This window comes from Streptomyces sp. NPDC087428, from assembly GCF_044744085.1.
Classification (GTDB): domain Bacteria; phylum Actinomycetota; class Actinomycetes; order Streptomycetales; family Streptomycetaceae; genus Streptomyces.
Genome location: NZ_JBIUXR010000005.1, coordinates 83,186 through 96,510, shown reverse-complemented (window position 1 = coordinate 96,510; position 13,325 = coordinate 83,186). Strand labels below are relative to the sequence as shown.

The window sequence follows — 13,325 nt, the reverse complement described above, 5'->3', positions numbered from 1 at the left end:
ACCGGTCGCGCGGACTACCGGGCCGGTGCCGTGTCCGGCGCCGGGGCGTAGCCCGTGGCCCGGGTGGTGAACGTCCCCCGTCCCTGGGTCCGGCCGCGCAGCCGGGTCGCGTAACCGAACAGTTCGGCCAGCGGCACGGTCGCCGTGATCACTGCCGTACCGGGCCGCGCGGTGGAGCCGGACACCTGGCCACGCCGTGCGGCCAGGTCGCCGAGCACCCCGCCGACGGCGTCGTCGGGCACGGTGACCGTGACCTCGGCCACCGGTTCCAGCAGCACCATCGCACAGCCGCGCAGCGCCTCCCGGAGCGCGAACCGCCCGGCGGTGCGGAAGGCCAGTTCCGAGGAGTCCTTGGGATGGGTGGCGCCATCGGTCAGCGTCACCCGCACCCCGGTCACCGGATGCCCGCCCACGGGACCCTCGACCAGGGCGTCCCTGCAGCCGGCCGCCACCGCCCGGACGTACTCCTGCGGCACCCGGCCGCCGACGACGGCCGAGCGGAACACGAACTCCGCCCCGCCCTCACCGCCTTGACCCATGCCGGGCCCCAACGGCTCGACGTCGAGGACGACATGGGCGAACTGACCGGCCCCGCCGTCCTGCTTGACGTGCCGGTACACCAGACCCGACACACCGCGCACGACCGTCTCCCGGAAGGCGACCTGCGGCCGCCCGACCCGGACCTCCAGCCCGTGGGCACGGCGGATCTTCTCCGCCGCCACCTCCAGATGGAGTTCACCCATGCCCGAGAGCACCGTCTGCCCCGTCTCGGCGTCCGTCCGCACCGCCAGCGACGGGTCCTCCTCGGCCAGCCGCGCCAGTGCCGACATCAGCCGCTCCGTGTCGGTGCTCCGGGCGGCCTCGACCGCCACCGACACGACCGGATCGGCCACCGTGGGCGGTTCGAGGACCAGCGGGGCACCCGGCGCGCACAGGGTGGCGCCGGCGCGGGCGGCCTTGAGGCCGATCACCGCGACGATGTCCCCGGCCACCGCCTCGTCCACATCGACGTGCCGGTCCGCCCGGACCCGCAGGATCCGGCCGACGCGCTCGCTGCGCCGCGCACCCGCGTCCAGCACGGTGTCCCCCTTCCTGAGCGTGCCCGAATACACCCGCAGACTGGTCAGCCGTCCCGTAGCGGTCGCGGTCACCTTGAACGCCAGCGCGGCGAACGGAGCCGCCGGATCTGCGGCCCGCTCCTGCACCGTGTCGCCGAGAGTGCCGCGTACCGGCGGCACGTCCAGCGGAGAGGGCAGATAGGCCACGACCGCCTCCAACAGCGGTTCGATACCGCGGTTGCGGTAGGCCGAGCCGCACAGCACGACGACACCCTCACCGCCGCGGGTCAGATCCCGCAACGCCGCGGTCAGCGTCCGTTCGGAGAGCGTGGACCGCGCGCAGAACTCCTCCAGGGCGACCGGATGGAGCTCCGCCACCGTCTCCTCCAGCATCCGTCGGCGCCGGTGTGCTTCCTCCCGCAGCGCATCGGGCACCTCCCCCTCCTCGTACGTGTCACAGCCGTCGGCCCACACCAGGGCCCGCATGCGCACCAGGTCCACCACGCCGTTGAACCGCTCCTCGCCCCCGACCGGAAGCTGGACCACCAACGGGACCGTGTGCAGCCGCTCCCGGATCGACGCGACCGCCGCGTCGAGGTCGGCGCCCACGCGGTCGAGCTTGTTGACGAACGCGATACGCGGCACCGCGTGCCGGTCGGCCTGGCGCCACACCGACTCGCTCTGCGGCTCCACACCCGCGACCGCGTCGAACACGGCGATCGCACCGTCGAGCACCCGCAGCGAACGCTCGACCTCGTCGGCGAAGTCGACGTGCCCCGGGGTGTCGATCAGATTGATCCGGTGGCCCGCCCATGTACAACTCACCGCGGCGGCGAAGATGGTGATGCCCCGGTCGCGTTCCTGCGGGTCGAAGTCGGTGACGGTCGTTCCGTCATGGACCTCGCCGCGCTTGTGGGTGGTGCCGGTGGCGTAGAGGATCCGTTCGGTGACGGTCGTCTTGCCGGCGTCGACGTGGGCGAGGATGCCCAGATTGCGAACGCCGTTCAGCGCGCTGGTGAGTTGACGGTTCGGTTCGGTACGCACGGTCCGTGGCCCTTCGGGGTGATCCGGAAGAAGACGGCGCGATCCCCGGACGGCGAGGCCTGTGTCCAGGCCCGCGGAACCCTTGACCGCGGCACGCCGCACAGGGCGTCGCCGCGATGACGGTCCGTCAAGGAACGGACAGGGCTCAGATGTTCGTCACGGGTGTCCGGGGCCGGCCGCGCAGCCGGCGCCGGGCCGGGGTGGACACCAGGATCACCTCGTACCGCGACAGGGGGACGACGACAGCGGTGCGGTAGCGCACGGCAGGCCTCCCCCCACTGGTCACGGTGCGCGCCGGAACGTGCTGGGCGGCGCGCGATTTCGTGTCGAGTCTAGGGAAACCGGTACGGGCGGGGGAACCGGTTTTCCGCGGGAGACCGATGCTGTCGCCGGGCGGTGGCCGTCCGGCGACAGGTCCGTGTCACGGCGAGGGGGACCGAGAGACATCCCCGGCGGTGTCACGGCGAAGGGCACCGTGAGACGGTCGGGGCTTCCAGGTCCTGCGGCACCGCCGTAGCGCGCTCCGGCCGCAGCCGCGCCACTCGGCGGGCGAGACGCCGGCGCCCCGGCCGCCCCGGGTGATCAGCGCGTTCACGGGCGTATGGGGGTCCAGGGCCATCGTCCGGGCCAGCAGGACACCGATCACCAACGGAGCCAGGGTGACGGCCAGCGTGGTGCCGGCACGGGTGACGTGCTGGATGCGGGGGCGCGGTGCGTCGGGAGCCATGCTCCCATTCGAGCAGCGACGGACCGGTGCCGGATCGGTCGGCGTACTCAGCCCCGGCGGCCCGGGTACTCACCCGGGCCGTGCGGCGCCCCCGCGGGAGCGGCTAAGCCGTGGTGCCGGGGCCGGAACCCGTGCCCGAGGCGGCCTTGATGCCCTTGGTGATGTCGTCCAGGACGGACAGGGCGGGTGCCTTGGTGTTGATGTCGAAGCCCGAACGGACGACGATGAGCATGTTCTCGGCATGGGGGGAGGGGAAGGCCAGCGACTCGACGTACCCGTCGTCGCCGTCCTTCGTCACGACCTTCCAGCGCACCCGGTAGCCCTGCTGGCCGGCCACCGTGACCGCCTCGGACTTCAGTTCCTGGTGCGAGGTGATGCCGCCGTAGATCTTCTCGCCGTACGATTCCTTCGCGTTGGTGGCGATGTCCTTCTCGGCCGTCGCCTTCGCGGTCTTGGTGCTCAGCTTCAGCGCCTCGGCCGGTACGGAGAACACTCCGCCGCGGACGCACGTCTGCTTGGTGTCCCCGGGGCAGGCGTACGAACCGGTGGTCACTCCCGCGCCCATGCCCGACTCGCCCTTCCAGCCGTCAGGGACCGGGATGCTGATTCCGCTCGCCAGGTCCGTCGCGTAGCCGTCCTCGGTCTGCGGCTGCTCGGGGTTCTCGTTCCCGCCGCCGTTGCCGCCGCCGCTGCCGCCCGGTGCGCCGGGCTGACGGCTGGGCGCGGGGGAGGACGAGGGGGACGGCGCGGTGGCCGTGCTCTCCGTCTTCTTGCCGGAACCGTCGGCCAGCAGGTACACACCACCGCCGATGGCGGCGAGTACCACCACACCGGCGGTGATGCCGGCGATGATGCGTATTCGGCGGCTGCGGACGGTCGCCGGTGGCACGCGGAGGTGATCCGTCCACTGGCTGCCGTCCCACCAGCGTTCCTGGATGGGGCCAAATCCTGTGTACCCGGGGTCTGGATGCCAGCCGGGCGGGCTCGTCTGCGTCACGGCAGCCACCGTAGCCGGGTTGCGTGAGAATCCGATGAGCCGGATGACCGGATGAAGGGGATGACCGGTTCCGGTCGTGTCCGGCCGTGCTCCGGAGCTCATTATGGTCTAGACAATTGATGGCCCAGCTCGCTAGCATCCGCGACGGAGCGCGGTGGTCCTCGGGCGGCGATTCGCCCGGTCCGTCGGCCACGGCAGGATTGAGGGCACATGGAAGCGACTGCTCCAGACCGCCGGTTCGCCGAGGAGTACCGGATCGCCAGGGAGATCCCGCGCGACGGACTCACCGCATGGCGCGCGGCCGTCGCGACCGAGGTGCCGCTGGCGCCGGGGGCGGTCGTCCTGGATGTCGGGGCCGGTACGGGGGCCTTCTCGGCCGCGTTCGCCGACTGGTTCGGGGTACGGGTGCTGGCGGTGGAACCGGCCGACGCCATGCGCGCGCTGATCCCGCGGACCGCGGACATCGAGGTGCTGGACGGCCGGGCGGAGGCGCTGCCGGTGCCGGACGGATGCGCGGACGCGGCCTGGCTCGGGTCGGTCGTCCACCACATCGACGATCTGCCCGCCGCGGCACGGGAGATACGCAGGGCGCTGAAGCCGGGGGCGCCGGTGCTGATCCGCAACTCGTTCCCCGGCCGGTGCACGCGGGACCTGCGGGTGCGGTTCTTCCCCGGGACCGCGCGCATCGTCGACGGCTATCCGACCGTCGAGCAGACCTGCGCGGCGTTCGCCGCCGCCGGCTTCGGCCGGGTCGCGCTGCACGCGGTGCCGCAGGAGAGCGCGCCGAGCCTGTCCGTCTTCGCGGACCGGATCCGGCGCGGCACCGACGCGAAACTCCGGGCCCTCACGGACGAGGAGTTCGAGTGCGGGATGCGGCGGCTGAGACGGGCCGCGGCGCAGGAACCGGACCGGCCGGCCGTCAGCTGGATGGACCTGCTCGTGCTGGCCTGACCGCGGGGGAATCGGCCGTGCGGGCCCAGGGGATCCGGACGCGAGGCCCTAGGGTTTCCGTATGAGCGGAAACGATGAGCAGGAGCGGTCCGTGCGGGCCGCGATCGAGGGGGAACTGCGGCTGCTCGATCCACGCGTGCGGGCCCTGCCCGACGCGGTGACGGAACTACTGGACCCTGAGTTCACCGAGTTCACCGAGTTCGGCGCGTCCGGGCGGCGCTACGACAGGGTGTCGATCCTCGCCGTCACCTCCGCCGACGGCGAGGACGCGCCCGCCCCGGTCGCCACAAGCATGTCCGGCACACTGCTGGCCCCCGGCCTCGTCCACCTGACGTTCACGACGGAGCGCGACGGCCGCAGGGTGCGGCGCAATTCGATCTGGCGGCGGACGGAGTCGCGCTGGCGGCTCTACTTCCACCAGGGCACGCCGGTCAACTCCCCGTAGCCCACACGGGTATTCGGCGGACGGCCGACGGCGCGCCGTCTAGGCTCCTCGAATGACGACCCCCAACTATCCCGCCAAGCCCCGGCCCGGTGACCGCGTCGCCGTGCTGTCCCCCTCGTCCGGGCTTCCCGGCATCCTCCCGCTCCCGCACGAGCTGGGACTGCGCAGACTCCGCGAGGAATTCGGGCTGGAACCGGTGGAGTACCCGTGCACCCGGAAGATGGGCTCCTCGCCCCAGGAGCGGGCCGCCGACATCCACGCGGCCTTCGCCGACCCCGGGATCAAGGCTGTCATCTCCAGCATCGGCGGAGACGACCAGATCACCGTGCTGCCGTACCTGGACCGGGAACTGCTGCGGGCCAACCCCAAGCCGTTCTTCGGCTACAGCGACTGCACCAATCTGCTGGTGTTCCTGGAGAACCTGGGCATCGTCGGCTACCACGGCGGATCGGTGATGGTCGAGCTGGGACGCCCCGGCGCGATGCACCCGCTGACGGCCGACTCGCTGCGTGCGGCGCTCTTCACCCACGAGGACCGCGAGCTCACCCCGGCGAAGGAGACCGGCAGTGTCAACGGCCGCTGGGAGAACCCGCGGACCTTCGACCGCGAACCCGGCATGCTGCCCGCCGACGACTGGATCTGGCACAACGCCGACCGGGTGGTCCAGGGGACGAGCTGGGGCGGCAATCTGGAGATCCTTTCCTGGCTGCTGATGGCGGACCGGGAGATCCGGCCCGCGGCCGAGTACGCGGGCCGGGTGCTGTTCCTCGAGACGTCCGAGGAGATGCCCGGTGCCGACGCGGTGTACCAGATCCTGCGGAACATGGGGGAGCGGGGACTCCTGAAGCAGTTCCCCGCGCTGCTGATGGCGCGGGCCAAGAACTGGTCCTTCGAGAGTCCGCTGGGGGCCGAGGAGGGGGAGGAGTACCGCGCGCTGCAACGGCAGGCGGTTCTGCGGGCGTTGGCGGAGTACGCCCCCGAGACCATGGCCGTCCTCGATGTCGACCTGGGTCACACGGACCCTCAGCTGATCATCCCCTACGGCGGCCGGGTGCGGGTGGACGGCGTGGCCCGCCGCATCGTCGTGACGTACTGAGGAGCGCGCGGAGGGGGTGGCGCCCGTTCTGGTCCGACCACATGTCCTGTGTGACATAGTGGGAGATTCGGACAAGAGCGGCCGGCCCGGAGAACGGCTCCGGCCACGGCAGGGGGTGACGGATGCCCGTCGAATGGCAGCCCGTACGGCAGTCGCGCACGCATGAGCTGGTGCTTCAGAGCATCGAGCAGCGGGTGTTCGCCGGCGAGCTCAAGGCCGGCGACCGGCTGCCGCCCGAGCGGGAGCTCGCCCCGGTCCTCGGCGTGAGCCGGTCCGCGCTGCGCGAGGCGCTGCGGGTGCTGGAGACCATCGGCGTCCTGGTGGCCCAGCCGGGCCGGGGCCCGGACGCCGGGGCGCGGATCGTCCGTAACCCCGAAGGCGCCCTCGGCCGGCTGCTCCGGCTCCACTTCGCCCTCGGCAGCTACAGCCTGGAGGACGTGCTGGAGGCGCGCGTGGTCCTGGAGCGGTCCAGCTTCGAGGCCGCCGCGCGGCACGCCTCCGCGGCCGACCTGGACGAGGCCGAGGCGCTGGTCGTACGGATGGGGGAGCCGGATGTCGAGGTGCCGGAGTTCAACGACCTGGACACCCGGTTCCATGTCAGGATCGCCCGCAGCTCCGGCAACGAGCTGACCTCCACCCTCACCTCCGCGGTGCGGGAGTCGGTCCGGCCGCTGATCCTGCGCGCCCTGGAGGGGGCGCGGGACTGGCCGGCCACGGCCGCCGCGCTCAACGCCGACCACATCGAGCTGCTGCGCCTGGTGCGCGCGGGCGAGGGAGCGCGGGCGGCCGATGTCGTCGAGGCGCACATCCGCGGGCTGCACGGCACGCTGGTCGACGAGAAGCCCACCGACTGACCCCTGACTGTCCGGCCCGAGCCGTCGCGATGCCCCCTGGGGGGCGCCGCGGCGGCTTCTGCGTGGGCCGGTACAAGCGGGGATCAGCCGTACGCGCGGGTTGACCTCTTCGCCGTTCCGGCTTGAGGATAGTATGGTCGGACCATAAAACGAGCTCATGCACCACGTCATGCAGACGCCGCGCACCGAGCACCACGCACCGCACACCAAGCCGAGAAACGATCGGGGAGACCCATGCGCATCGGACTCTTCGCCACCTGTCTGGGAGACACGCTCTTCCCCGAGGCGGTGAAATCCACCGCGGTGCTGCTGGCCCGCCTGGGGCACGACGTGGTGTTCCCGCCGGGCCAGACCTGCTGCGGCCAGATGCACGTCAACACCGGCTACCAGCGCGAACCCGTCCCGCTGGTACGCAACTTCGCCGAGCAGTTCGGTGACGCCTCCATCGAGGCCGTCGTCATGCCGTCCGGATCGTGTGCCGGCTCGGTCCGCCACCAGCACGAGATCATCGCCGAACGGTACGGCGACGCGGCGCTGCGCGCGGGTGTCGCCACCGTCAAGGCGAAGACGTACGAGCTGTCGGAGTTCCTCGTCGACGTACTGGACGCCACCGACGTCGGCGCGTACTTCCCGCACCGGGTCACCTACCACCCCACCTGTCACTCCCTGCGCATGCTCAGGGTCGGGGAGAAGCCGCTGCGGCTGCTGCGGGCCGTCGACTCCATCGACCTGGTCGAGCTGCCAGAGGCCGACGCCTGCTGCGGCTTCGGCGGCACCTTCGCCCTGAAGAACGCCGACACGTCGACCGCGATGCTCCAGGACAAGATGCGCAACATCGCCACCACCGGGGCCGATGTGTGCACCGCCGGCGACTCGTCCTGTCTGATGCACATCGGCGGCGGCCTCTCCCGGATCAGCTCCGGCACCCGCACCCTGCACCTGGCACAGATCCTCTCCGCCACCCGCACCTCGCCGCATCTCCCGATGGAGGCCGCCCGATGAGCAGCACCTTTCTCGGCATGCCCGCGACACCGCCCCGCTCCCCGTACGGGACGGGCAATCTGCGCGGCGACCGTACGTTCCCCGCGGCGGCCCACGAAGACCTGGGCAACGAACAGCTCCGCCGCAACCTCGGCCGCGCCACCCACACCATCCGCACCAAACGCCTCAACGTCACCGGCGAGCTGCCCGACTGGGAGGAGCTGCGCGACGCGGGTTCCGCCATCAAGACCGACACCATGAACCGGCTCCCCGAACTCCTTGAGGAGCTGGAGCGCAAGGTCACCGCACGCGGCGGCACCGTCCACTGGGCACGGGACGGCGCCGAGGCCAACGAGATCGTCGCGCGGCTGGTCAAGGAGACCGGGAGCGAGGAGGTCATCAAGGTCAAGTCGATGGCCACCCAGGAGATCGGTCTCAACGAGCACCTCGAATCCATCGGCATCACCCCGTACGAGACGGACCTCGCCGAGCTCATCGTGCAGCTCGCCCACGACAAGCCGTCGCACATCCTGGTGCCCGCGATCCACCGCAACCGGGACGAGATCCGGGAGATCTTCCTCAAGGAGATCCCGGGCGTCGACCCCTCCCTGGACAACGTCCCCGCGCATCTCGCCGCCGCGGCCCGCGCCTATCTGCGCGAGAAGTTCATGACGACGAAGGTGGCCGTCTCGGGAGCCAACTTCGCCGTCGCCGAGACCGGCACCCTGTCCGTCGTCGAGTCGGAGGGCAACGGGCGGATGTGCCTGACCCTGCCCGACACCCTGATCACCGTCATGGGCATCGAGAAGGTGCTGCCGCGCTACCAGGACCTGGAAGTCTTCCTGCAACTGCTGCCGCGCTCCTCCACCGGCGAGCGGATGAACCCGTACACCTCGATGTGGACCGGAGTCACCCCCGGCGACGGGCCGCAGACCTTCCACCTGGTGCTCCTCGACAACGGCCGCACTGCCGCCCTCGCGGACCGGATCGGCCGCGAGGCGCTCAACTGCATCCGCTGCTCGGCCTGTCTCAACGTGTGCCCGGTGTACGAACGCGCCGGCGGCCACGCCTACGGCTCGACGTACCCCGGGCCGATCGGCGCCGTCCTCACGCCGCAGCTCGCCGGTATGCACGCCGCCAAGGACGACCCCAACAGCTCGCTGCCGTACGCCTCCAGCCTCTGTGGGGCCTGTTTCGACGCCTGCCCGGTCAAGATCGACATCCCGTCGCTGCTGGTCGAGCTGCGCCACCAGCACACCGAGCAGTCCGGCATCACGGCCGAGAAGCTCGCCATGAGGGCGGCGGCCGGTGTGATGGGCAAGCCGAAGCTCTTCACCGCGGCGCAGAAGGCGTCGGGGCTCGGCCGGGTCATCGCCGGGCGGGACAAGAAGATCTCCCACCTGCCGCCACCGTTCAACGGGTGGAGCGACAGCCGGGACACCCCGGCCCCGCCCAAGCAGACCTTCCGTTCCTGGCTGGCCTCGGCCGAGGGCACGGCGACGATGCGGGCGGCGGCCGCCGACGCACACACGCGCAACCAGCAGGAGGAGGAGAAGTGACGACCGCTCGCGAAACGGTGCTCGGCCGCGTCCGGGACGCCCTGGCCCTCGCGCCCGCCGCAGAGACCCCGGTCCCGCGCGCCTACCGCACCGGCCGGACCCTCCCCGACGCGGAGCGCCTGGCCCTGTTCACCGACCGGCTCGTCGACTACAAGGCCCAGGTCCACCCCTGCACGGCGGAACGGACCGCCGAGGTCGTCGCCGAGGTGCTGCGGGAGCGGGGCGCCCGCCGGATCGGGGTGCCCGCCGGACTCGACCCGCGGTGGCTGACCACCTACGACGGCGAGGTCCAGCAGGACTCCGCCGATATTCCGGCGCCGCGCCTCGACGCCCTCGACGGTGTCGTCACGGCCTCGGCCGTCAGCTGCGCGGAGACCGGCACGATCTTCCTGGACGGATCGCCCGACCAGGGGCGCCGGGCACTGTCCCTGGTGCCCGATCTCCACGTCTGCGTCGTCGATCTGTCGACCGTGCAGGTGGGCGTCCCGGAGGCGGTGGCCCGGCTGGTGCCCGAGCGGCCGACGACGCTGATCAGCGGACCGTCGGCCACCTCTGACATCGAGCTGGAACGGGTCGAGGGTGTACACGGCCCCCGCACCCTGGCCGTCGTCATCCGCACGGACGTATGACGAGGCGGGGGTGCGCCGCCGCGCATCCCCGCCCGGTTCGGCCTCAGCCGTGCTCGACGGTCACCGGCCCGAATCCGATACGGGTCGTCGCCGCGTCCTCGGCCCAGCCGACCTCGACCGTGTCCCCGTCGACGTTCACCCCGCTGACCACCGCGTCGAGCGCGGCCGCGCCGGGCTCCGCGGTGAGCGAGGCGAGCGCCACCAGCACCACCGTGCCCTCCGCGTCCGCGCCCAGCCGGGGGAGCACCGCCCAGGACGTGTAGGCCGTGCCCTGCGGGGCCCGTACCTCGTCCCGCGACTCCCAGCCGTGCAGACCGTGCAGGGCCGACGCGACCGCGTCCCCGGGGCCGGTCGCCCAGCCCGTCTGCTCCACCCGGGCGCCGGACGGAGCGCCCAGCACCCGGTGCACCCGCAGTTCGTACCGGCCGCGGACCACGGTCACGCTCTCCACCCGCAGCCCCGGCACCATCGGCGCGCCGCCGGCGAACACCGGCCGGTGCCAGGACGCGGCCCAGCCCCAGCCGTCGCCGCCGCCCGCGCCGAGCGGACGGATGGCACGGCGGCCGCTGCGGACCCCGTCGACCACGACGCCGAGATGGTTGTCGCCGGCGTTCCCTCGCGCGGTCGGCCCGGTGACCGTGGAGTACGACTGACGGCTGTACAGCGGATCGTCCCGCACCGCCGACTCGCCCTCGTGCGGCCGGACATGGTCGCTGCCGTGGTTGTGCAGCCGGACGATGCCGTCCGCCCGGGTGGACTGGACGAGCAGTCCCGGCGCGGGCAGCGCGAGGACCCGGTCGGGCCCCTCGCTCGGGGCGGGCTCCTCGGTGGCCGTCCACAGCGGATGGTCCGCCGGGGCGAGCAGCGAGACGAAGGCCTTGGACGCCCAGTAGGGGGAGGCCGGGCCCGAGTACGGCTGGAGGGTCGCGTCGTGCGGCCCGTGCCACCCCAGGCTCAACAGCCCGTCGGTGCCGGTCGCGCCGCGGTCCAGGAAGTAGCGCAGCGCCCCGCTGATCACCCGCCGGGACGCGCCCGGCGTGAGCGGGGTGTGCCCGGTCAGCGCGCCGAGCCCGACCGCGGAACCGGCCGCGAACCGGTAGGACAGCGAACGGCCGAAGTGAATCGGCGCCCCGTCCCCGCCGAACAGCAGCGAGAGGCTCTCCAGGTGCTCGCCCAGCCGCGCCCCGTAGTGCGCGGAAAGCTCCGGGTCACCGGACAGATGGGCGTCCAGCACCGGGTAGAGGTGCAGCGCCCAGCCGTTGTAGTGGTCGAAGGCCCGTCCGTCGCCGTCCGCGTACCAGCCCTGCCCCCGGTACCAGCCCTCCAGCAGGTCGAGTGCCCGCTCCCGGGCGAGGGCCGTCGCCGCGTCGCCGCGCCCCACCGACTCCAGGAAACCGGCCACCGAGTAGGGGAACAGGTACCAGTTGTTGGGTGCGGGGGTGTGCCGCAGGGAGCCGCGCAGCCACTCCTCCGCACGGTCCTGCACCGCCGGGTCCAGCCGGTCCCAGAGCCAAGGCCGGGTGAGCCGCAGTCCGATGGCGACCGAGGCGGACTCCACCATGGGCTGGCCGAACACGGAGTGGTCGCGGATCAGCGGCCAGGACTCGGCGTCGTCCCGGCCCGGCGTACGGGTACCGGCCGCGAGCCCGTCCGCGTACCGGTCGAGCCAGCCGTGCGGGTCCTCGCCGTCCGCGCCCGCGACCCGGAACGCGGCGGCGAGGAAGGTGCGCGCGTACCCCTCCAGGCCGTCGGAGCGGACCCCGGACGCGGAGGGGCGTCCCGGCAGGTCGAGCAGCGCGCTGCCGGGGGTGGCCCACTGCCAGGCGGCCTTCAGCAGTCCGTCCGCCGCCGCCTCCCAGTGCGCGCGGGTGTATCCGGTGACCGGGCTCGTCGACCGGTCGTCGGCGGGGAGCTCCAGGGGGGAGTCCGTGTGCGGTCGGTTCATGCGAGGAATGCCAGCCTTTCGCGTCGTACGGGATGGGCGAATCCGTCGCCCGCGGCCCAGCGTTCGGTCTCGCCCACGGCCAGATCGACGAGCCGCCGCCACTCGTTGCCCTGGGAACCCGCGAGATGCGGGGTGATCAGGGCGTTCTCGCACTCCCACAGGGGGTGGCCGGCCGGCAGTGTGTCGGGGTCGGTGACGTCGAGGACCGCCCGGATGCGGTGCTGCAGCAGTACGTCGGTCAGCGCGTCCTGGTCGACGACGGCGCCGCGCGAGGTGTTGAGGAGCACGCCGTCCGGGCGCATGGACATCAGCAGTTCACGGCTGACGAGTCCGTGGGTGGCGGGCAGCAGCGGGGTGTGGACGCTCACCACGTCGCTCCGCGCGAACAGTTCGCCGAGCCCCACCGGCCGGACACCGAGCGCCTCCGCCTCCGCGTCGGACACGTACGGGTCGTGCAGCAGCACCCGGAGGTCGTAGGGGCGCAGCAGCTCGATGACCCGCCGGCCGATGAGCGAGGCGGACAGGATGCCCACGGTCCGGCCGTAGTTGCCCACTTCGGGGGAGGTGGCCAGCCAGTTGCCGCGGTGGCGTTCTGCCCGGTAGTCGCGGGCCCGTTCCAGGGCCCGTTTCCCGGAGAGCAGGATCATCGCGACGGTGTACTCGGCGACCGGCAGGGCGTTGGCGGCGGCGGCCGACGACACCTCGATGCCGCGCTCCCAGCAGGCCTCCGTGACGTGCCCGCGGACGCTTCCGGCCGTGTGCACGACGGCGCGCAGCCGGGGCGCCGCTGCCAGTGCCGCTCCGTCCAGGGGCGGGCAGCCCCAGCCGGTGACCAGCAGCTCCGTGTCCGCGAGCACGGCGCGGGCCCGGTCGGTGGTGAAGTCGTCGAGCACGGGCAGCGGTGCGAGGTCGCACACCCGCGAGAGGGCCTCCAGGGACGGGGCGTCCAGCAGGGCGGCGGCGGCATCCGGCTTCATCGCGACGGCGGCGCGAGGGCGGCGCCGCGCGGCAGGGGTGGTGGGGGTGGTGCTGGGCATCT

The 13,325-nt window shown here is 72.4% G+C and carries 12 protein-coding genes; 7 read left to right on the top strand and 5 right to left on the bottom strand.

Annotated features, from left to right (window positions below; genetic code table 11):
• Window positions 1-14: 14 nt before the first annotated feature.
• The 3 genes from fusA to ACIO3R_RS12055 all read right to left on the bottom strand — a co-directional run bounded on the left by fusA (window position 15) and on the right by ACIO3R_RS12055 (window position 3,826).
• Window positions 15-2,102 carry an elongation factor G gene (fusA, locus tag ACIO3R_RS12065; protein ID WP_402105373.1) on the bottom strand — a complete coding sequence of 696 codons (2,088 nt, stop codon included), beginning with the start codon at window positions 2,100-2,102 and terminating at the stop codon, window positions 15-17.
• Between the two features lie 421 nt (window positions 2,103-2,523).
• A complete protein-coding gene (locus ACIO3R_RS12060) occupies window positions 2,524-2,829 on the bottom strand; it encodes a hypothetical protein (protein ID WP_402105371.1) in 306 nt (101 codons plus the stop codon).
• 103 nt (window positions 2,830-2,932) lie between these two features.
• Window positions 2,933-3,826, bottom strand: a complete 894-nt coding sequence (locus ACIO3R_RS12055) for a DUF2510 domain-containing protein (RefSeq protein ID WP_402105370.1) — start codon at window positions 3,824-3,826, stop codon at window positions 2,933-2,935.
• 210 nt (window positions 3,827-4,036) lie between these two features.
• On the opposite strand from ACIO3R_RS12055, the gene ACIO3R_RS12050 reads away from it, so the two are divergent.
• The 7 genes from ACIO3R_RS12050 (at window position 4,037) to ACIO3R_RS12020 (ending at window position 10,341) form a co-directional block, all read left to right on the top strand.
• Window positions 4,037-4,777, top strand: coding sequence for a class I SAM-dependent methyltransferase (locus ACIO3R_RS12050; RefSeq protein WP_402105368.1), 741 nt, complete (start codon window positions 4,037-4,039; stop codon window positions 4,775-4,777).
• Window positions 4,778-4,838: 61 nt separating this feature from the next.
• On the top strand, window positions 4,839-5,222 hold the full coding sequence (locus tag ACIO3R_RS12045) for a DUF4440 domain-containing protein (RefSeq protein ID WP_402105366.1): 384 nt from the start codon (window positions 4,839-4,841) through the stop codon (window positions 5,220-5,222).
• 52 nt (window positions 5,223-5,274) lie between these two features.
• The gene (locus ACIO3R_RS12040; RefSeq protein ID WP_385033145.1) at window positions 5,275-6,318 is read left to right on the top strand and encodes a S66 peptidase family protein; all 1,044 of its coding nucleotides are present in this window, start codon (window positions 5,275-5,277) and stop codon (window positions 6,316-6,318) included.
• Between the two features lie 122 nt (window positions 6,319-6,440).
• On the top strand, window positions 6,441-7,172 hold the full coding sequence (locus ACIO3R_RS12035; RefSeq protein WP_385344064.1) for a FadR/GntR family transcriptional regulator: 732 nt from the start codon (window positions 6,441-6,443) through the stop codon (window positions 7,170-7,172).
• 234 nt (window positions 7,173-7,406) lie between these two features.
• Window positions 7,407-8,174, top strand: a complete 768-nt coding sequence (locus ACIO3R_RS12030; RefSeq protein ID WP_363026556.1) for a (Fe-S)-binding protein — start codon at window positions 7,407-7,409, stop codon at window positions 8,172-8,174.
• Window positions 8,171-9,712: a LutB/LldF family L-lactate oxidation iron-sulfur protein gene (locus ACIO3R_RS12025; protein WP_402105364.1), complete on the top strand. Its 1,542-nt coding sequence runs from the start codon at window positions 8,171-8,173 to the stop codon at window positions 9,710-9,712. Before ACIO3R_RS12030 ends, ACIO3R_RS12025 begins: the two co-directional genes overlap by 4 nt.
• On the top strand, window positions 9,709-10,341 hold the full coding sequence (locus ACIO3R_RS12020) for a lactate utilization protein C (protein WP_385033136.1): 633 nt from the start codon (window positions 9,709-9,711) through the stop codon (window positions 10,339-10,341). Before ACIO3R_RS12025 ends, ACIO3R_RS12020 begins: the two co-directional genes overlap by 4 nt.
• 43 nt (window positions 10,342-10,384) lie before the next feature.
• On the opposite strand, the gene ACIO3R_RS12015 is transcribed toward ACIO3R_RS12020, so the two are convergent.
• Window positions 10,385-12,286 (bottom strand): DUF2264 domain-containing protein, encoded by a 1,902-nt coding sequence (locus ACIO3R_RS12015; RefSeq protein WP_402105363.1) that lies wholly within the window; start codon window positions 12,284-12,286, stop codon window positions 10,385-10,387.
• Window positions 12,283-13,323: a hydroxyacid dehydrogenase gene (locus ACIO3R_RS12010; RefSeq protein WP_402105361.1), complete on the bottom strand. Its 1,041-nt coding sequence runs from the start codon at window positions 13,321-13,323 to the stop codon at window positions 12,283-12,285. Before ACIO3R_RS12010 ends, ACIO3R_RS12015 begins: the two co-directional genes overlap by 4 nt.
• Between the last annotated feature and the right edge of the window lie 2 nt (window positions 13,324-13,325).

What these genes read in the sequence shown, in the direction of transcription:
- ACIO3R_RS12060 (WP_402105371.1), bottom strand. Translation starts at nt 2,829, where the DNA reads ATGGCTCCCGACGCACCGCGCCCCCGCATCCAGCACGTCACCCGTGCC.
- ACIO3R_RS12050 (WP_402105368.1), top strand. Translation starts at nt 4,037, where the DNA reads ATGGAAGCGACTGCTCCAGACCGCCGGTTCGCCGAGGAGTACCGGATC.
- ACIO3R_RS12045 (WP_402105366.1), top strand. Translation starts at nt 4,839, where the DNA reads ATGAGCGGAAACGATGAGCAGGAGCGGTCCGTGCGGGCCGCGATCGAG.
- ACIO3R_RS12040 (WP_385033145.1), top strand. Translation starts at nt 5,275, where the DNA reads ATGACGACCCCCAACTATCCCGCCAAGCCCCGGCCCGGTGACCGCGTC.
- ACIO3R_RS12035 (WP_385344064.1), top strand. Translation starts at nt 6,441, where the DNA reads ATGCCCGTCGAATGGCAGCCCGTACGGCAGTCGCGCACGCATGAGCTG.
- ACIO3R_RS12030 (WP_363026556.1), top strand. Translation starts at nt 7,407, where the DNA reads ATGCGCATCGGACTCTTCGCCACCTGTCTGGGAGACACGCTCTTCCCC.
- ACIO3R_RS12025 (WP_402105364.1), top strand. Translation starts at nt 8,171, where the DNA reads ATGAGCAGCACCTTTCTCGGCATGCCCGCGACACCGCCCCGCTCCCCG.
- ACIO3R_RS12015 (WP_402105363.1), bottom strand. Translation starts at nt 12,286, where the DNA reads ATGAACCGACCGCACACGGACTCCCCCCTGGAGCTCCCCGCCGACGAC.
- ACIO3R_RS12010 (WP_402105361.1), bottom strand. Translation starts at nt 13,323, where the DNA reads ATGCCCAGCACCACCCCCACCACCCCTGCCGCGCGGCGCCGCCCTCGC.